The sequence below is a fragment of the Thalassolituus sp. ST750PaO-4 genome (genome assembly GCF_020320405.1).
In the GTDB taxonomy this organism is placed as follows: Bacteria; Pseudomonadota; Gammaproteobacteria; order Pseudomonadales; family Oceanobacteraceae; genus Venatoribacter; species Venatoribacter alkanivorans.
Window position 1 is genome coordinate 712,299 of the sequence record NZ_JABVCB010000007.1, and the last position, 18,348, is coordinate 730,646.

The following is an 18,348-nucleotide window of genomic DNA, read 5'->3' on the forward strand; positions in this document are numbered from 1 at the left end:
AATAAGTATTGCCAGAAGCGTGCCAGAGTTTTCGGACAATGTCCGTCTATGGCGTTTTTAACGCATTTTAATCCGCTAACTTCCTGTTTTTATTTGGATTGCAATCAACCGTAAGGCTTTTAAAAGCGGTTGTCGGGAATAAAAAAATCCCTGCGTTTTTACGGCAAGGATTTTTTTTGCTCTGCTGAAGAGCAGGTTATGCGCTGGTGCTGCGACTTGGTGCAGTACACAACCTGATTTAAAGAAGCTCGGTCATGCTTAATAAACCGGCGGCAACATCCACCAGACGGCGGTTCTGATTCATCGCCATACTGCGTAATAACGCATAGGCTTCCTGTTCGCTCATCTGGCGGCGCTGAATCAGTTCACGTTTGGCGCGGTCAATCAGTTTGCGCTCATGCAGTTCTGTACGGGCGGCATCCAGTTCATCATTCAGGCTTTTTAAGCGTTGGCCCTGAGCTTCGATTAATTCGACCACCGGCTTACTGACGTTATGTACCATATCGTCATCGGGACCGCTGAGAGCATGGTCTGACTCATGCCCGGCGGACTGTGAATGGCTGACGTACAGAGCAAACGAAGGAACATCGTCGAACGCTCCGCGTTGCAGGTCGTTGCCTTGTTGGTCGGGACTCAATGCTGCTTCGCGTACCGCAAGAATGCGTTGCTGGCTGTGGGAGAGGAGTTGGGTTTCCAACACTTCTTCGACATATTTGATGGCATCCAGCCGTTCAGAACAGCAGATAAACCAGCGCACATCATAATCCGCTGCCGCCAGTGACTGGGGGCCGGCGGTCAGGGCCAGACGCCGCAGGCGTTCAAATTCGAGCTGGAATTCACCGCGCTGAACCTGTTCCCAGGCGCTCAGAGCTTCGTCACTGGCATAATCGCTGAAAATATGGAAACAGCGATCCTGGCGGTCGATTAATTGTGTCAGGCGCTGACGCAGGCCGGGGTCAAATTCGTGAGCGGAAAATCCGGCAGCCCCACAGGCGCGTTCCTGTCCGGCCAGCTCTTTGCCCTGCATTAAATTAAACATGGCGACGAGAATACGTGCGGTTATTTCATCGGCCGCGTTGCCTGCGGCCTCGAACACCACGGCCAGTAAGCTCTGAATCATTTCGGAATAGGCTTTGATGGCAACGGTGGTATTGAATTTCAGCTGTTCTACATCCTGCCGCAGTTGTGGCAGTCGTTCGAGACTGTGCAGGGCATAACCCAGACGGCGGAACCAGCGTGCGGGAAAGGCATGCTGCCCGTGCTCTGGCAGTAAGTTGGCCAGAGCTTTATGAAACAGCGCCAGTTGCTCATTGCTGCTGTGCCACTGTTGTTGCAGTTCTTGCTGGCAGCGCAGGCCAGCACTGCCAAGAAAGCGGTTGGATAATCCGCGTTCGTACTGCAGCTGATGCAACAGATTGCTGATGGCAATCACCAGTTGGCCGGTACGGGCAAACTGTTCAAGTTCCTGTATTTCCTGTTGCTGACCGAGGTTCAGAAAATAGGCAACGCTGTGAAGATCCTGCACGGAAATGAATCCTTCTTTGCAAATAAATAAAGGCTTTGCTCAGTGCTGGTGCAAGATGAATACCAGATGTGAAATATCGGTTAATAAACGGAAGTGCAGCTGACGGTTGTGCAGCCGCTGATCAGATTAACGGGCCTGGGGACAGGGAAAAGCCTCTGAGCCGGTCAGGGAGCAGGGTTGAGGCAGACTGCCTGCGCTGTAAAGCGGCAGAGCGATATGAGATCGCTCTGTTCTGGTGCAAAGCTGCTGGTGGCCGTTTCAGCCGCTGGCACAGTCCTGAGCGGGCAGGGTATCGATCCAGGCCCGTATTAAGGCGACGGCGTCTTTGTCGGGCACGCTGCGTCCTATCGGCGGCATCCGGTCGGCTGCACCGTTTAATTCCATGCGTAACGGCAGGCTGGAGTCATTACCGCGCCCGGGCCAGATATCAAAGCCTCCGCCACGCCAGCCATGGGCCGAGTTGCAGACACCATGGGTATAGTCAATGGCGGTGCGCCAGTATTCCAGCCGCAGGCCGGAAAGGGCGGCGGCGCCGTTGTCGTTGTGGCAGTGAGCGCAGTTAATATCCAGATAGGCTTTGGCACGTTGTTGCAGCGGTGCTGATGTATCGCGCCAGTCAGGTGCATAAGGATGCTCACCGGCCGGCAAGGTAATAAGCCCCAGAGACTGCCAGTGCTCAAGCTGGTTTACCGGCTGGCCATTCACTTCAATAGTCTGATTCAGATGGCGGATCTTCGGACCAATGGGCACAAAACTGAGCTGGTCATTGATTTTAACCTGATGGCAGTTCTGGCAGCGCAACAGAGAGGGCGATTCATAGGTCAGATTCAGCATTTCGCCTTTATGGCTGAAACTGACAGGTGTCTGGCTGCCAGCTATCGCCAGGCGGGCATCATTAATGCTGTTATCCCAGACATAAGGAATAAATATCCAGCCACTGCTGCGTTTGACCAGCAGGCGGACTTCCATAATATCTTCTGCACTGTCTGTGGTGCTTTGTGTGGGCATAGCAAAGACTTTAACGATGACACTGCCGGTTGGAAAATCGAGCACATCCTGTTGCTGGTAACCGAGCTGAGTACCTTCCGGCAGAAAGATATAGCGGTATTTGCGTGCATGATCGGTAAATAATTCACTGCCCAATTTATAATAAATACCGCCATTGCTGTTTTTAATATCGGAGGGTAATCCTTTAAACAGACCATATTGCGATAATAACGGACAGCGCGTTTGCTGCAGGGCCTGCCAGTTAATTTCGCTGCCGGATTGGTCGCAGAGTGGGTCCGCGGAAAGGGCTGGGGTATGGTTTTCGTCCGCGCTGCCGGCTCCGCAGCCGATCAGCAATAGCATTAAAAAAAGGGCGCAGAAGCGCCCGGTGACATTAATTAATTGCACAATGCCGGGTCCAGACTGTCAATCCAGGCTTTGATCAGTGCAGTACCTTCGGTATGAATAACCGCGCGGCCCAGTGGTGGCATGATCAGGCCGGCCTTGGTGGTATTCATACGGTTATACAGCAGCGACTGGGAAGAATCGCCGGGTACAATAATCCAGGTTGAACCGGGTTGTGAGCCGGAAACCGGTCCTGCGCAGACACCATGATACTGTTCGTTACCCTGCCATGGGACATTGTAGCCAGCACGGAAAGCCGTATTGCTGGCCTGACCTTCGGTACGGTGGCAATGAGCACAGTTAATATCGATCCAGGATTTAGCCGTTGCGGTCAGCAGTTCTTGTGTACCACTGTATTCACCGAGAGATTTATAGTCACTGAAGTCCGCCGCTTTCTGAATGCTGCTGTTTTCGGCCGGCAGTCCGGACAGCATATTCTCCTCTACCCATTTGTTGAGCTGATTTTTCGGGCCCTGACCAAAATCATAATCGGAATTCAGATAGCGGGCTTTGGGGCCGATCGGGGCGAAATAAGCCGGCGTCGGATCGACACCATTGACAGCATCAAGAATGCCGTTGGGATTAAACTGATGGCAGTTGGTACAGGAATTCTGATTTGGCACACCATAATTAAACGACAGGGTATCTTCACCGTGTTTCAGATTATTAATGGCTACCACCTCACCGGTCTTATCCCAGACGGCTTCGGTTTCTGCTGCGTTCCATACATATGGGCGGGCTACCCAGCCACCTGCTTTTTTGATCAGCAAGCGGGTTTCAATAATTCTTTCCTTTTCTACACCACGATCAGAGGTGTCGGCGGGCATGGTAAAGGTTTTGGTAATGACGGTGCCGACGGGAAATTCAAAAACTTCTTTTTCTGAATAGGTGGCTGTTTGTCCTTCGGGGATAAATACAAAACGATACTTGGATGCGTAGTCGGTAAACAGTGGTGCAGAGAGGCTGTAGGGCAGTCCGCGCGTACTGGCATTCTGTGTCGGGTCGCAAGGGTTATCAAATAACTGATATTCAGCCAGTGTTGCAGCATCGGCCTGCAGTACTTTTTCCCAGTTAACGTTTTTTTCCGATGAGATACACGCAGACGATGAACCGGTATTGTCGCTATTGCTGCTGCTTTCGCCGCCACAGGCAGTCAGTAATACAGCGGCTGAAATTACTGCCAGAGAATTGATATATTTCATAAATTTAATCCGCAATACAGACTTGGATAAGCCGGGGGCCTATGGCCCCCGTGGAGATTACAGAGCGCAGGACGGGTTGGTGGAATCGTCAGCGGTGCAACCAAAGGTTTGAGCATTAAAAGTAACGGTAGCGGCCGTTCCTTCGAAGCCTGAAGCACAGCTCATGGTGCCACTCGGGTCTGCCATAATGGCTCCCGCAAGGCTGAGATTACCGCTGAGCTGTTCCAGTTTGGTAAGCGGTGAGCCGTCGACAAAGGTGCCGGCGGTTGCGCTGGTCTCATAGACAGAAGCCGCAAACAGATCCACACCATCAATACCATTGTCAGACTGACACAGGCCACCATCGGTCGCGTAAGGGGCAAATTTGCTCAGGTCGATTGCCGTGTAATCAGGAGCACCAGGAATATTGGCTTTTACTGCAGCCGCTACCTGATTAATGCCGCCGGCAATGGCCTGCATAATGCTTTCACCTTCACCGCCCGGATTTGGTGTATTGGCCAGCAGCTCACCAACACCATCATAAAGAATATGAGGCACAGTGGTTTTACCGCCTGCGACATCCGGTAACTGGCTGTGGAAGTCCGTATAGCCGTCGATCAGATCCTGAATCAGCGCGCCTTGTGGGTTATTCAGCGCGGCAGCGAGGCTGATGGTGTTGTTGTGAATATTGATGTTGCGTACAAACGGTGACCAGCCATCCATAAAGACTTCGGCATATGGGTGAATATCACCGTAGCTCATGACTTCACCGCCAACGTCCTGATCCGGAACGGCAGCGACTTTGTCATCTGGCAGCATGTAGGAAGTAATAGCGATAGAGGTTGTCTGGTGGTCTTTGATGGTGTTGTTGTAAATCTCAACGTCGGATGTTGAGAGTACGATCACACCGGTACCTGGTGGCACGATATGAACACCACCGGCAAAGGTGCCGACTTTGGCGAAGTTAGGTGCGTTGTTGGCTTCAACATTGTTGTCGAATACGCGCACGCCGGAACCGTATTTACCGTTGCCGATTGGCAGATCAAAAATCAGGATACCGCCGGTGTTGCCGGTAGCGGTGTTGCCATATACGTCCGCCTCGGTGCTGTTTTCGATTTCGATACCAGCGACGTTTTTCTCGGCAATGTTGTTACGCACAACGATCTTGTCAGACTGACCCACATAAATACCGGCATCGGCAGAGCCTTTTACGTAACAGTCTTCAATCAGTACGTTGCTGGTCTGTACCGGATACAGACCATAGGCACCGTTGGTTGACTGGTAATCGGTCTCCCACACAGTCGCCATGCGACGCATGATCACGCCATCGGATTTGGTCACTTTAAGAGCGTTGTTATTCGACTCGTAGATGGCGAAATCTTCAAAAATAAGATTGTTGGTATTGTTGATCAGGAAACCATCGGAAGCGGCGCCGCTGGCGTCGATAATGGTTTTCTCCATGCCAGCGCCACGGAAGGTGAGGTTGGATACCGGAATGTTATCGACCAGACCGTTAAAATCGATGGTGTTGGTGAAGGCATAACGCCCCTGAGGTAATACAAAGGTGTCGCCGGTTTCTGCCCCGGCCAGTGCTTCAATCAGCTCATCCTGAACGGCTTTGTCGCTCAGGTCGCTGGCCGAACCGATACAGATAACCCGTGCCCCGGAGGTGCTGCTGTCGGTACAGTTAAATACTTTCTTCAGGCCGCTGCTGCTTTTGTTATCGCTGCCGCCGCAGGCTGTCAGGCCGATGGCGGCAATGGCCATCGCCAGAACCAGCGGCTTATGACCGCGGGAGGTGTGTGCTTTCTGCATGATGAATACCTTTCTCATTGTTTTTATGCGCCCGGATTCCATCCCTGAGCGTTATGTCGGTAGCTTCCCAGCCGTGGCTCATCAAAACGAAAGGCGGCGAAAGGGTAAAAGCAAATCGTGCTGCAAACTCTGGAAGTGGCTGTGCATTTTGTGAAAAGCCAGTGTTTATGCTGGCTGCAGGGATGTAACAGACAGCTGAAAACTGACTGTGCAAAAGTTAAAACGCAGGATGTGCACAGTTATTTATGGGATGTTTGAGTGCATGTTCAGGGCGTCTTGCGGGCGTTTTTTTGGGTTAGGCTGAGCCTCCTTTTATGCCCTCAATATGGCTGCACAGAAAGCGTGCAGAAAGGGGCTGTTACGCCCCTTGATGGGTCGATGAGACTGTTCTGAATGGTGGTAAAGAGAGCGGCAGAGCGAGGAGGGCAACGAAGAACGCTGACTGAATAGCCGCCGCGGTGTCATCCGTTGTGCGGTGGCTGGCCGCGATGCTCACGGTAATCAGACGGTGTGCTGTGATGAATTTTACGGAAGGCACGGTTAAACGAACTCATCGTACGGTAGCCAACGTCGAGCGCAATATTGGTAATCGGAGTTTCGGCTTCGTTCAGTAAGCGGTCGGCGGCTTCGCCAATACGCAGCTCGTTAATGTACTCGTTAAAGTTGTTGTAATTCAGCGCCTTGTTGATGGTGGCCCGCAAACGGTATTCCGGAATGCCAAGTTCCTGAGCAAGAATCGCCAGGGTCAGATTCTCGCGCCGGTAAAAACCCTGATTCATCAGTTCCTGCAGCATCTGCAGTTCTTCGCAACTTTGCTGGCTGAGGGCCAGCGTGGTGAACGCCGGTTCATGATCCATATTGTTATCTGCCGCCGCCGGCGCAGGCTGTGGCAGCAAACGCCACAACTCAGAACGCCCCTGCATCAGCAGCCAGGCCAGAATCAGCATGGAAACATCCAGGGCCAGATAGCGTGAGGTGCTGTCGCCGATGCGCATATTGAACGAAAAAATACCCCAGCCAACAGCCAGCCCCATGGCCAGCATCACACCGCCACGCAGGCGCCGGCGGGCTTCCACCAGGTCGTTATTCCAGTTACTGATCACTTCCCACAGTCCGGCCAGAATCAGCAGATACTCCAGCCACTGCGGAATGCCTTTCAGCAGCAGGTGCAGGCCATCCGGGGTTCCGGTCAGCAAATACAGCAACGGACCTAAGAAACTGTAAAAGGCCAGACCCCAGAGAAGACGGCGCGGTTCATCGGGGGCGACAAAGGTCAGGCGGCAGCACATCCAGAACAGGGCAGGTGAGGCACTCTGTACAACAAAGGAGTAGCCGTGCCAGGCCTGAGGCAACCAGGGGTGAAACAGATGCACATTGGCGGCAACCAGCAGCAGGATAAACAGCCGGGCGGTCAGGGTGTGAAAAAAATCCCGGGCAATAATCGCCGCCAGTATCAGACTCAATCCGGCTCCGAAAGCCGCAAAAAACAACAGAGGATCAAAGGGTGGCATAGGCTGGCTCGTACGTTCTTCTTATTTTGAGCGCTATTTGCGCAGCTCCCGATACTCGGCCAGTGCGCGCGAAAAGACAAGGTGATGGTGCGGATAAAATGCCGGGAAGGTAAAAAATGGCCTGTAAATCACAGATTAATCCTCATAAATGCAAGGGGAATAAAAGCGTAAAATGATCGCGAAAGGCAGGGAATATTTTGCCTTTCACCTTTTGTCGGCCCGCGTAATTTGGGACAATAGCGGCCGTTTTTTCCCGGTCCGGACTTATGACTCAGCCAGCGCAACACCTGTTTTCTTACTACCCCTACTGGGCCGAATGTTTCGGCACGGCTCCTTTCCTGCCGATGTCCCGTGAAGAGATGGACGTGCTGGGCTGGGACAGCTGTGATGTGATCCTGGTAACCGGTGATGCTTACGTTGATCATCCGAGCTTCGGCATGGCGGTATTGGGGCGTCTGCTGGAGGCGCAGGGCTTCCGTGTCGGCATCATTGCCCAGCCTGACTGGAACAACCCGGAAGAGTTTAAAAAGCTGGGTAAGCCTAATCTGTATTTTGGCGTCACCGCCGGCAATATGGATTCGCTGATTAATAAATACACCGCCGACCTGAAAGTCCGCAGCGACGATGCCTACACACCGCATGGCGAGCCGGGTAAGCGTCCGGACCGCGCGGTGATTGTGTATTCGCAGAAATGCCGTCAGGTGTACAAAGACGTACCTATCGTGATTGGCGGTATTGAGGCCAGCCTGCGCCGTATCGCCCAGTACGATTACTGGAGCAACCAGATCCGCCGCTCGGTATTAATCGATTCCGGTGCCGATATTCTGCTGTACGGTAACGCTGAGCGCGCGCTGGTGGAGCTGACTCATGCCTTGGCGGAAGGCAAAACCCTGGACGATCTGCAGGATCTGCGCGGCACAGCGGTGGTGCGTGATGCCACACCGGCAGGCTGGAGCGAAGTCGATTCCACCCGCATTGACTGGCCGGGTCATATTGACCAGATTCCTAATCCGTATGAAATGAAAGATACGGAAACAATGAGCTGCAGCACGAACGGCAGCAGCGGTGATGCGGCCGATAGCGCTGATGATGTGATGCCGGTAAAAATCGTGCCGATGCCACTGCAGCGTAAAGCCGGTCTTGATCCGGATAAAACCTGTATCCGTTTGCCATCCTTTGAAAAAGTCCGCAACGACAGTGCACTTTATGCCCATGCTTCACGGGTTCTGCATCAGGAAGCCAACCCCTATAACGCGCGGCCATTAATTCAGAAACACGGTCATCAGGAAGTGTGGATTAACCCACCGCCGATTCCGCTGGAAACCGATGAAATGGACTCGGTATTCGGCTTTGCCTATCAGCGTGTGCCACACCCGAGTTACGGCGATGCGAAAATTCCGGCCTACGAAATGATCCGTTTTTCGGTCAACATTATGCGCGGTTGTTTTGGCGGCTGTACCTTCTGTTCGATTACCGAACACGAAGGACGGATTATTCAGAACCGCTCGCAGGAATCTATCCTGCACGAGCTGGAAGAAATCCGCGATAAAGTACCGGGCTTTACCGGCACAATTTCCGATCTGGGTGGCCCGACCGCCAATATGTATCGCCTGCACTGTAAGAGTGAAACCATTCTGAAAAGCTGCCGGCGTTTGTCCTGCGTGTTTCCGGGCATCTGTAAAAATCTGGAAACCAGCCACGAACACACAACAGCGCTGTACCGTGCGGCGCGTAAAATCCCCGGCATTAAACGCATCGCCATTGCTTCCGGTCTGCGTTACGACCTTGCTGTGCGTGATCCGGAATACGTACGTGAACTGGTTACTCACCATGTGGGCGGCTTGCTGAAAATTGCGCCGGAGCACACCGAAGAAAACGTGCTGAATAAAATGATGAAGCCGGGCATGGGCACCTACGACGCCTTTAAGAAAATGTTCGACCGTTTCTCCAAAGAAGCGGGTAAAGAACAATATCTGGTACCGTATTTTATTGCCGCCCACCCGGGTTCAGAAAATAAAGACATGATGAATCTGGCGCTGTGGCTGAAGCGCCAGAAAATGCGCGTGGATCAGGTGCAGACCTTCTATCCGTCGCCGATGTCGCTGGCTACCGCTATGTACCACTCTGAGCGCGATCCGCTGCACCGTATGAGTTATAAATCGGACAAGATTTATATCCCGCGCGATCTGAATCAGCGTCGCCTGCAGAAAGCCTTCCTGCGCTATCACGATCCGAAAAACTGGCCATTACTGCGCCAGGCTCTGAAGGATATGGGACGCACTGATCTGATCGGCAGTGGTCCTAAAGCACTGATTCCGGCAGAAGAGGAGGCGGTATTGCGTAATACTCCGCGTCCGGGTTTTGCTAAAAACAGTAAAGCCGGTGTGCGTAATAAACGGCCTGTGCGTAAACCACGTTAATACTGGTTTGCCCCTGCTGCTGCGGGGGCAGATTGCGCTGGCGTGGTTTGAGCGGCTGGAGCTTGCACGTATCGGTTTGAGCTGAATGGCAAAAGGCGGTACGGTGACCTGAAACTCTGTCGGGATGACCCTATGGCTGAGCCCCCCCCGGTTCCGGATACCGCATGGCTTATATCGCTGGTTGAAAAAATACTCGATAACGCCATTTCGCCGTATTTATTGCGTGCAGAAGTCAGTGAGTTAGCTGTTGCTCTCAAATCGTTGGGACACGAACATCCTGAGGGCCTGTCAGGCGCTGCTGCTAAAGGAACGTTAACCGCAAACGGCCTGGCACTGGCACCGGATATGGCGGCAACCTGCGCTGATGATGCTTTCCGGACAATTATGTTCCTGCGTGGCACGCGGGCGGCTATTGCTGATCAATATGCGCAGGGTTCAGGTGGTCCGGTACGGATTTTATATGCGGGCTGTGGGCCATATGCCATTCTGGCTGTGCCTCTGATGCTGGTTCTTAGCGCTGAAGAAGCATCTTTTACACTTATCGATATTCATCCGGAATCGGTCGCTTCTGCAGAACGTATCATTACTGCCCTGAATCTTGCGGATGCGGTTTTCGATATGAAGGTTGTGGACGCTACCGGGTATCTGGCAGACCCGGATTTTTCTGCGGATATTATTCTGACGGAGGTGATGCAGGCGTGTCTGCAGACCGAGCCTCAGGTTGCGGTTGTCCGCCACCTGTTATCGCAGTCACCGTCGGCACTTGTTATTCCGCAGGAAATCCGTGTCGATCTTGTGTTTGCTGATCCGGAGGTTGAGTTTTCTGCAACGCGAAGGGCGGTTGCAGGCCAGAGTGCGCAGGACGGGCGTGTTTATGCCGGTTCTGTGTTTATTCTGAATAATGAGGCTGTTTTCTCATGGAAGAATGTCAGTGGCAGTTATTTGCCTGGTTTATCGGTAGAGGTTAATCATCTTCCTGATGACCGTTATCAGCCAATGTTGTTTACCGATATTTGTGTGTATCAACAATACCGGATTGGTGCTTATGAATCTGGGTTGACCTTTCCGCGAATGCTGGAATCAGCTGAGAAAATATCCTCCGGAGCGCGGCTTCATTTTCAATACCGGCTGGGAGATAATCCGGGCGTTTTTATTGCGGCGGTCCGGTAGCCGAATGCATTATCAGATACCGTTTTTCCGTTTCTCTCATCGTCACAATAAAAAAAAGAAGGCCAGCGGCCTTCTTTTTTTATTGTTTATCTGAATATTGCGAAGATTATTTTACTTCAGTAATAAAACCATCGTGACTGCGGCGCACCTTCTGCAGATTCACCAGCCAGTCGCCTTCTTCAGCGCGATAGCCTAATGGCAGCAGAATAACCGAGCGTAAGCCTTTTTCTTTCAGGCCCAGAATCTCATCCACTTTCTCCGGGGTGAAGCCTTCCATTGGTGTGCTGTCTACCCGTGCTTCGGCGGCGGCAATTAATGCCGATCCCAGGCCGATATAGGCCTGACGGGCAGCATGCTGGTAGTTGGTTTCAGCATCGCGCTGAGGGTAGATGCCCAGCAGCATTGCGCGGTAGTTTTCCCAGCCTTCGTTTTTAAAACCACGGATTTCGTTGGTCAGATCGAACATATGGTTAATGCGATCTGCGGTGTAATTATCCCAGGCGGCAAACACCAGTAGGTGAGAGCAATCGGTAATCTGATCCTGATTCCAGGCATGAGGTTTGATTTGTTCACGTATTTCTTTGTTGGTAATAACCAGCACTTCATAGGGTTGCAGGCCGCTGGAAGTTGCCGTCAGGCGGATCGCTTCGAGAATGGTATCGAGCTTTTCCTGTTCAACAGTACGGCTTGGATCGAATTTTTTGGTGGCATAACGCCATTGCAGATTACTGATTACATCAGACATAAAAAACTTCCACAGAAACAGTGATACGAAGCCGGAGTGGCTGTTTTGGGTAGGTACAGCATCAGGCTGTTGGCGCAAGTATACGCTTGTCAGCGAGGGGCTTTGAGCCGTGGTGGCGGGTAACACTATTGCGCTGATCCGGTTAATCCCCGGTGCCTGCAGGGCTACTGATTCTGCGCTGCAGGCCCGGTCAATACGACCACTTCAAACCTAACCCTGTTACCGGACTTTTCCTCCCCGGTATCCGGCTCAGGGTGGTGATATGGACATTTCTGGCCGTATTTTGAGTTGACTCAGTTGTAAGTCGTAATGATAATGCGTCGCAATAACTATTTGAGTCAAAGTCTGCAGGTTCTGGGGAGGACTGATGAAAACGCAACGATTAAACCGTCTGGCGTTGAGTATTGCGCTATTGAATGTGGCCTCTGTGGCATTGGCAGAAACCACAGCGGGCCAAGAGACGGGAGCGCAGATCGCCGATGCGGACAATGCGCCGGAACAGAGTGAGGTACGCCTCGATAAAACCGTCGTTCGTGCGGAGCTGACCAACTTTGGCGCGACCAAATCCAGTGTGCCTATTGTTGAAACCGCACGTTCTGTCTCGGTAGAAACCAGCGAACAGTTTGAAGAAAAAGGCGCGCTGAATCTTTCTCAGGCTACCTCCTATATGGCTGGTGTGACCGCCGAAACCTATGGTTTTGCCACCCGTGGGGATGCTATTCACGCCCGTGGTCTGAGCCTGCCACGTTACCGCGATTCTATTCAGGAATTATTCGGCAGCTACAACACCACCCGTGCCGAAGTGTATACGTTGGAGCAGGTCGAAGTGCTGAAAGGTCCGGTGTCGGTACTGTATGGGCAGGGCACGCCCGGCGGCATTGTTAACTATGTGTCGAAAACCCCGAAGGCGGACGCCGCAACCGAAATTGTTGCTGAACTGGGTAATAACAACCGTAAGCAATTAGCCGTCGACTCGACCGGTAAACTCGGCAGCGAACAGTGGCTGTACCGCATGGTGGCGCTGAAGCGCGACAGCGATACTCAGGTGGATTATGTCGAAGATAATACGCTGGTGCTGATGCCATCGGTCAGCTATGTGCCGTCAGCGACCAGTCGCTACACGTTAATCGCTATGCATCAGAACACCGACAGCGACACCGGTGCGCAGTTTGTACCGGTGGAAGGAACCTTAAAACCACTAAAAGACGGCACCTACCTCGATCAGGATGTGTATACCGGTGAGCCGGGCTGGAATAAATACGATACCCGTTCCAATCAGTTAACCGCTCTGGTTGAACAGCAGCTGACAACCAATTTAGCGCTGGAAGCCACTGCGTTATGGCGTGAAGGCAGTGCCGATTATAATCAGGCCTGGCCGGTCTTTACCGGTGCCGGCAACAGCCGTTATCTGAATGATGTTCTTGGCACCAATGCCTTTACCGACACCACCGTGGCGCGGACTTTTTATAAAGCCGATAACGAATTTCAGCTTTATGCGCTGGATGTTCGTCTGTTAGCCGATTTTGATACCGGAGCGCTGCGTCATCAGGTTCTGGTTGGTGCACAAAAGCAAAGCGTAACCACGGATAATGACACTGCACGCTCCGCCGATGGTGGTGCGTCATCCGGTAATTTTGATTATGTACTGGATCTGAAAAACCCGAAATATACCGGTGCGCCGGATGATTCGATGTTTACCTACACCGATAATCCGGAGCAGAAAATCGACAGCATCGGTTTGTATGTGTCCGATCAGATCAGTTATGACAACTGGCGTTTTACCGCCGGCCTGCGCTATGACGAAGTCGATAATGACACCGGCAGCGCCAAACAATCAGACGATGCGCTTTCAGCCAGTGCCGGTGTGTTGTATGCCTTTGATAATGGTCTGGCACCTTACATCAGTTATTCCGAATCCTTCGAAACCGTGGTCGGTATTGATGCCAACGGTAAACAGCTGGAACCACGCGAAGCAACACAATATGAAGCCGGTCTGAAGTTTGAGCCTAACGGTTTTCCCGGATTATTTACGTTGTCGTATTTCGATATCGAAATTACCAATCTGCCTAACCCCAATGGCGTACCGGGCACCAGCTCGCAGCAGCAGGGCGTAGCAAAAATTGACGGTGTTGAACTGGAAGGTAAGGCCAACGTCGGTGATTTTTATATTCAGGGTGCGCTGAGCACACTGAATACAGAAGATCAGAACGGCTACCAGTATGCGGCTGAGCCGGATAGCAATGCATCGCTCTGGGTAACCTGGAAACCGGCCGGAAAATTCCGCATGGGTAGCGGTGTGCGTTATGTCGGTGAAAGTGTGTCTGAAACGGCAACGGTTAAATACGTTACGCCGGATTACACCCTGGTCGACATGATGCTGGGCTACGAAGCAACCGAGCAGCTGGATCTGGCGCTGAACGTACGCAACCTGGGCGATGAGGAATACCTCACCTCCTGTCTGGCCCGTGGCGATTGTTTCCCGGGTGTGCGCCGTACGGTTAATGCCCGTGTTACTTACAATTTCTGATTATCGCGGCCTGCTGCCTGCAAATTAAGCAGGCAGCGGGCCCGGACGGATATTTATCATGATGTTATTTCTGATGGCAGCTGTCCCCGCGTTATGCGGGGTTGGTTGTCTTTTTTATTCGTGGAAATCAGCACGGGGGCAGGGACGCAGTCTGGTCATTTATGGCTGGCTGTTACTGTTGTTGTCTTTGCTGAGCTGGATACAGCTGGCCGGGGCCGAATACGGTGTTGTTTTCGCGTTGTTATTTCCCGCTTTTTTTGCCTGGCTGATGATTGTTTTTCAGCGCCGCAAAGGCCGTCGTAAAACGTCAGCGCCACAGACTGTTCAGCCCATGCCTGCGCCATCCTGGCAGGGAATTGGGCGGAATATTGCGCGCTTTCTCTGGTTATTTGCCGGCCTGGGTGTGGCCATGCTGCTGGTGAGTGTGGCACTGGTGATGCAATTTCCCTTTGCCGCCAATCTGAATCTGGCATCAGCATTGTTGTTATTTCCTTTGCTGTGGGCAGCCTCGGTGTGCTGGTTTCTGAGCAGTCGCAAACCCTGGAAAGTCTCGTTACTGAGCACCGTAGCGGCACTGGTGTCATCCTTATGGTTATTGGTTTGATGGTGTTATGAAATATTCCAGACAATTAGTGAAATCCAGCCTCAGCGCACACAGCTGGCTGGGCATTGGCATGGCAGCGGTGCTGTATCTTATTATTCTGAGCGGTACGCTGGTGGTGTTTCATACGCATATCGAACGCTGGGAACAACCGCTGTCAGCAGAATTCCATGAGTTTGATGCGGCCGCGGTTGAAAGCGCATTTAATAAATATCTGACCGCGCCCGATAATCTGACGCCGCACATGTATCTGGTCTTTCCGTCAGACGCGATGCCACGGATTAAATTCGCCAACGAACAGCAGGGTGAATACCGTAATGCCGATGGCAGTGCCGGAGTGCCGGCCTATGACGATTGGGCACACCTACTCAGCGACCTGCATTATTACCTGCACCTGCCGACAAATATCGGCATAATTCTGGTGAGTGCGATGGGGGTTATTCTGCTGGCGCTGATCATCAGCGGTTTGCTGGCGCATCCTTCCATTATCAAAGATGCCTTTGCCTGGCGCTCCGGTTCTGAACGCATTCATTTTACCGATCTGCATAACCGTCTGAGTGTGTGGGGTTTACCATTTCATCTGATGATGGCCTTTACCGGTGCGTATTTTGGCCTGGCAGGGCTGATTATTCTGATTGCTGCTGAAGCCTTTCATGATGGCGACCGGGAAGCGGTAACGCGGCAGTTTTTCAGTGGCGACCCGGTGGTAGAAGCACAGCCATTACAGGTGAATATTCAGCAACCGCTGCAGTATCTGAATGCCAACGTGCCTGAAGGCCAGTTATTGTTTATGACCATTCACGAAGCCGACAGCGAACAACGTTTTCAGGAATATTATGTGCAACAACCGGGGCGGCTGATTTATTCCGAAAATTACCGCTTCGATATGCAGGGCAATTTCCTCAACCGTGCAGGCTATTCCGACGGTGATCTGGCCAAACAGATTGTGTACTCCATTTATCGCCTGCATTTCGGCAATTTTGCCGGTATGGGCAGCAAGCTGCTTTATTTTGTAATGGGGCTGGCCCTCACGGTTGTCTGCGTCAGCGGCATTAATATCTGGCTGAACCGGCGCAAACACGAAGACCTGCTCAACCGCTTATGGGTGGCGGTGGTTTGGGGCGCGCCGCTGGCCATTACCGTATCCGCTATCAGCGGCGTGTTAGCGCGCTGGCCATCGGTAATACCCTTCTGGGGCGTGATACTGACAGTGCTGGTATTTGCGGTAATTGCTCAGCCAGCGGCCCGGTTCCGGCGCCAGATTCAGATTGCCGGAATACTGGCCGTATTCGTGCTGTTGGCAGGCTACGCCATTCAATTCGGGCTGGCCGCCGCCTTTGGCGCCGGATTACTGCTCACCTGCGGCCTGTTGGTATGGACGCTGGTGCTCGGTATTTTTGTGATCCGAAGCTCAGGGGCTGGGGTTGGAAAAACCGGGTAAGCGCAGGGTAGGGGGCGGAGAGGGAGGAGAGAAAATTGATATCGGACACCTGGTCAGTTTGACTTTGGTGTCCGTTAAAACGAGGCAAGATCACCAGTCCGACAGTATGCGTTTGTTAGCCATTAGTACACCGGCTCTGAGTACAGCAAAGACTGATTTACCGGTGCAGAAAGGCCATATCTCGACGCTACGTTTGAAACTAAATCAGCGAACCACTTAGGCGCGGTAGGTGAAATATGGACAGTCTTAATCAGAGTGTTTAGATTCACCTTAACATCCAAACCAAACAGCTGATTTTCTTTTCCTACAGCGATTCCATTTTCAGTATTAGGCAGCTCTTGAATAACGGCTCTAACTTCTTTTTCATGCTCGAACGATTTTCTCTTGTGCATGAAAGGGTAAAACGAGTTGCCTTCTGGCAACCATTCACTGTCATAATCTATGTAGTTAACTAGTCCAATATAAACATTCTCGGGTAACGCGTCTTTTAGTTTTGAATAATTTGTCTCAATAGCGACAGCTTCATTGGTTTTCGCGTATAAATCCCACATGGCTGCCGACTCATGCTTATTAGCGTGCCAACAATTGATATAGGTCCAACCCCGAATCCATTTCGAGAAATCAGCCATCTGAGTCGTCATTTTTTCAAGTTGCTCAGCTGGCATATCCTTGTATACATGTGGTCTCAAAGCCACGTTTGCCTTAGAGTAGGAGCCCTCGAATGGATCCTTGAACAGATCTGCCCTACAAAAGAACAAGCTTTCTGACTCCAGCAATGAAACGAACTTAGTAAAGTCCATATACCGCCATAATCTCGCTTCTTGATTTTTAGGCTGATTAAAGCATGGATGATCAGTTATGGCTGACACTCTAACTCCCGTATGGCTAACGCTGGGCGCAGCGGGCCAGTTGTAGCGAGGCACGAGCCGAAACTGGGTCCGACTGCCGCCAATTGTTATCTGAATACTTTTTGGCCAAATTGGTCGTGATCATGTGTGAATGCCTCAAATAGCTTTGAGCTTGCCGCTTTATCCGGGTTTTTCCTTATGTACTCGTCAAAGCTAGCTTTATGTTTTTCCGGTATTTTGTCGTATGCATCTGAAACTGCTTGGGCCTTCTCAACAATGTAATTGATGAAACCATCAGGCCACCAATATTCTCTGGGGCTAATTTTTCCGTGCTTAATGGCTATTCTGCTAGATCTCATCTTCCTCAGATCTTTTGCTTTAATCACACCCAATACAATGAAACAGGGAAGTTTTGTATATACGTATAAATCTGTCGAGTTACCAACAATATCCATAGCCATTGTACGCAAAAAGTATCTATTGATATTTGGTGGCAACCCCGACTCGGTTGTTGATTCAATTCGCTCTAGAGGAAATACATGCTGTTCGTATTGATTAAGATTTGATTCTTCACCCAGAAGAAATTTTTCCAGATGTCGCTCAGCATCATCTAGAGCTTTGTTGTAATCATCAGATTTTTGTTCGGCTTTATTTTTACTACGAATATATGTAAGTGTCCGCCAAGACAACGAGGCACATAGCCTTGACATCCATTCACCGTAGTTTGCTACTGATTCACCTTTATCAGCAAATGGGTAAAAAATCTTATTTGCAAACTCTCGCTCCCACTCAGAAAACAGCGCTTCACAATCCCCACATAGCCAGTACTCTTTTGCGATATCCTGAGCACGCTTATGAACTTCGTTACTTTTCCGAATGTAGCCTGTAATACCAGTTCGTTTTACCCACTTACCAATGAACTTCGGAATGAAGTGGCTTTCTTTTAAAACCGACTCAGAATGGCAAAGCCGACAAAATCCTTGCACAACAGCCTCCTAGTTCAGATAACAGTTTGTTAGCAGGCATGCACATTTACACACCCCTGTCCTTGTTTATGCCCGGAGTCTAACCCACTGTCATCGCTGCGAAAAGTGCTGATAATGATATCGCTATCAGGCTATAAACACGCGCGCACACTATCAATCCGCTGTCATCTTTACACGTTGCGCACT

Annotated in this window: 13 protein-coding genes; 5 read left to right on the plus strand and 8 right to left on the minus strand. The window is 51.4% G+C overall.

What is annotated here, in order from left to right; translation table 11 throughout:
• Positions 1–238 precede the first annotated feature (238 nt).
• The 5 genes from HUF18_RS08995 to HUF18_RS09015 form a co-directional block, all read right to left on the minus strand.
• The gene (locus HUF18_RS08995) at positions 239–1,525 is read right to left on the minus strand and encodes a nitrate regulatory protein (protein ID WP_145468945.1); all 1,287 of its coding nucleotides are present in this window, start codon (positions 1,523–1,525) and stop codon (positions 239–241) included.
• Between the two features lie 258 nt (positions 1,526–1,783).
• Positions 1,784–2,920 carry a hypothetical protein gene (locus tag HUF18_RS09000; protein WP_225691943.1) on the minus strand — a complete coding sequence of 379 codons (1,137 nt, stop codon included), beginning with the start codon at positions 2,918–2,920 and terminating at the stop codon, positions 1,784–1,786.
• Positions 2,911–4,119: an SO2930 family diheme c-type cytochrome gene (locus tag HUF18_RS09005; protein ID WP_225691944.1), complete on the minus strand. Its 1,209-nt coding sequence runs from the start codon at positions 4,117–4,119 to the stop codon at positions 2,911–2,913. The genes HUF18_RS09000 and HUF18_RS09005 overlap by 10 nt, the downstream gene beginning before the upstream one ends.
• A gap of 57 nt (positions 4,120–4,176) precedes the next feature.
• Complete coding sequence (locus tag HUF18_RS09010) at positions 4,177–5,913, minus strand: parallel beta-helix domain-containing protein (protein WP_225691945.1); 1,737 nt, start codon at positions 5,911–5,913, stop codon at positions 4,177–4,179.
• Between the two features lie 461 nt (positions 5,914–6,374).
• A complete protein-coding gene (locus tag HUF18_RS09015) occupies positions 6,375–7,424 on the minus strand; it encodes an AraC family transcriptional regulator (RefSeq protein ID WP_225691946.1) in 1,050 nt (349 codons plus the stop codon).
• 266 nt (positions 7,425–7,690) lie between these two features.
• Here HUF18_RS09015 and HUF18_RS09020 point away from each other — a divergent pair, with 266 nt between their 5' ends.
• Together HUF18_RS09020 and HUF18_RS09025 are read left to right on the plus strand one after the other, a co-directional pair.
• Positions 7,691–9,844: a YgiQ family radical SAM protein gene (locus HUF18_RS09020; RefSeq protein WP_225691947.1), complete on the plus strand. Its 2,154-nt coding sequence runs from the start codon at positions 7,691–7,693 to the stop codon at positions 9,842–9,844.
• A gap of 132 nt (positions 9,845–9,976) precedes the next feature.
• Complete coding sequence (locus HUF18_RS09025; RefSeq protein WP_225691948.1) at positions 9,977–11,014, plus strand: hypothetical protein; 1,038 nt, start codon at positions 9,977–9,979, stop codon at positions 11,012–11,014.
• Positions 11,015–11,120: 106 nt separating this feature from the next.
• Here HUF18_RS09025 and HUF18_RS09030 read toward each other — a convergent pair whose 3' ends face one another.
• The gene (locus tag HUF18_RS09030) at positions 11,121–11,759 is read right to left on the minus strand and encodes an NAD(P)H-dependent oxidoreductase (RefSeq protein ID WP_225691949.1); all 639 of its coding nucleotides are present in this window, start codon (positions 11,757–11,759) and stop codon (positions 11,121–11,123) included.
• Between the two features lie 367 nt (positions 11,760–12,126).
• On the opposite strand from HUF18_RS09030, the gene HUF18_RS09035 reads away from it, so the two are divergent.
• From HUF18_RS09035 to HUF18_RS09045, 3 genes are read left to right on the plus strand one after another with little or no spacing between them, the layout of a single operon-like run.
• Positions 12,127–14,286, plus strand: a complete 2,160-nt coding sequence (locus HUF18_RS09035) for a TonB-dependent siderophore receptor (RefSeq protein ID WP_225691950.1) — start codon at positions 12,127–12,129, stop codon at positions 14,284–14,286.
• Positions 14,287–14,344: 58 nt separating this feature from the next.
• Complete coding sequence (locus tag HUF18_RS09040; protein ID WP_225691951.1) at positions 14,345–14,890, plus strand: hypothetical protein; 546 nt, start codon at positions 14,345–14,347, stop codon at positions 14,888–14,890.
• Positions 14,891–14,897: 7 nt separating this feature from the next.
• A complete protein-coding gene (locus HUF18_RS09045) occupies positions 14,898–16,328 on the plus strand; it encodes a PepSY-associated TM helix domain-containing protein (RefSeq protein ID WP_225691952.1) in 1,431 nt (476 codons plus the stop codon).
• Between the two features lie 122 nt (positions 16,329–16,450).
• Here the strand turns inward: HUF18_RS09045 and HUF18_RS09050 are convergent, their stop codons facing one another.
• The gene (locus HUF18_RS09050; protein ID WP_225691953.1) at positions 16,451–17,197 is read right to left on the minus strand and encodes a DUF2971 domain-containing protein; all 747 of its coding nucleotides are present in this window, start codon (positions 17,195–17,197) and stop codon (positions 16,451–16,453) included.
• Between the two features lie 86 nt (positions 17,198–17,283).
• Positions 17,284–18,162 (minus strand): hypothetical protein, encoded by an 879-nt coding sequence (locus HUF18_RS09055; RefSeq protein WP_225691954.1) that lies wholly within the window; start codon positions 18,160–18,162, stop codon positions 17,284–17,286.
• Positions 18,163–18,348 lie beyond the last annotated feature (186 nt).

What these genes read in the sequence shown, in the direction of transcription:
- HUF18_RS09035 (WP_225691950.1), top strand. Translation starts at nt 12,127, where the DNA reads ATGAAAACGCAACGATTAAACCGTCTGGCGTTGAGTATTGCGCTATTG.
- HUF18_RS09005 (WP_225691944.1), bottom strand. Translation starts at nt 4,119, where the DNA reads ATGAAATATATCAATTCTCTGGCAGTAATTTCAGCCGCTGTATTACTG.
- HUF18_RS09020 (WP_225691947.1), top strand. Translation starts at nt 7,691, where the DNA reads ATGACTCAGCCAGCGCAACACCTGTTTTCTTACTACCCCTACTGGGCC.
- HUF18_RS09025 (WP_225691948.1), top strand. Translation starts at nt 9,977, where the DNA reads ATGGCTGAGCCCCCCCCGGTTCCGGATACCGCATGGCTTATATCGCTG.
- HUF18_RS09010 (WP_225691945.1), bottom strand. Translation starts at nt 5,913, where the DNA reads ATGCAGAAAGCACACACCTCCCGCGGTCATAAGCCGCTGGTTCTGGCG.
- HUF18_RS09045 (WP_225691952.1), top strand. Translation starts at nt 14,898, where the DNA reads ATGAAATATTCCAGACAATTAGTGAAATCCAGCCTCAGCGCACACAGC.
- HUF18_RS09015 (WP_225691946.1), bottom strand. Translation starts at nt 7,424, where the DNA reads ATGCCACCCTTTGATCCTCTGTTGTTTTTTGCGGCTTTCGGAGCCGGA.
- HUF18_RS09030 (WP_225691949.1), bottom strand. Translation starts at nt 11,759, where the DNA reads ATGTCTGATGTAATCAGTAATCTGCAATGGCGTTATGCCACCAAAAAA.
- HUF18_RS09040 (WP_225691951.1), top strand. Translation starts at nt 14,345, where the DNA reads ATGATGTTATTTCTGATGGCAGCTGTCCCCGCGTTATGCGGGGTTGGT.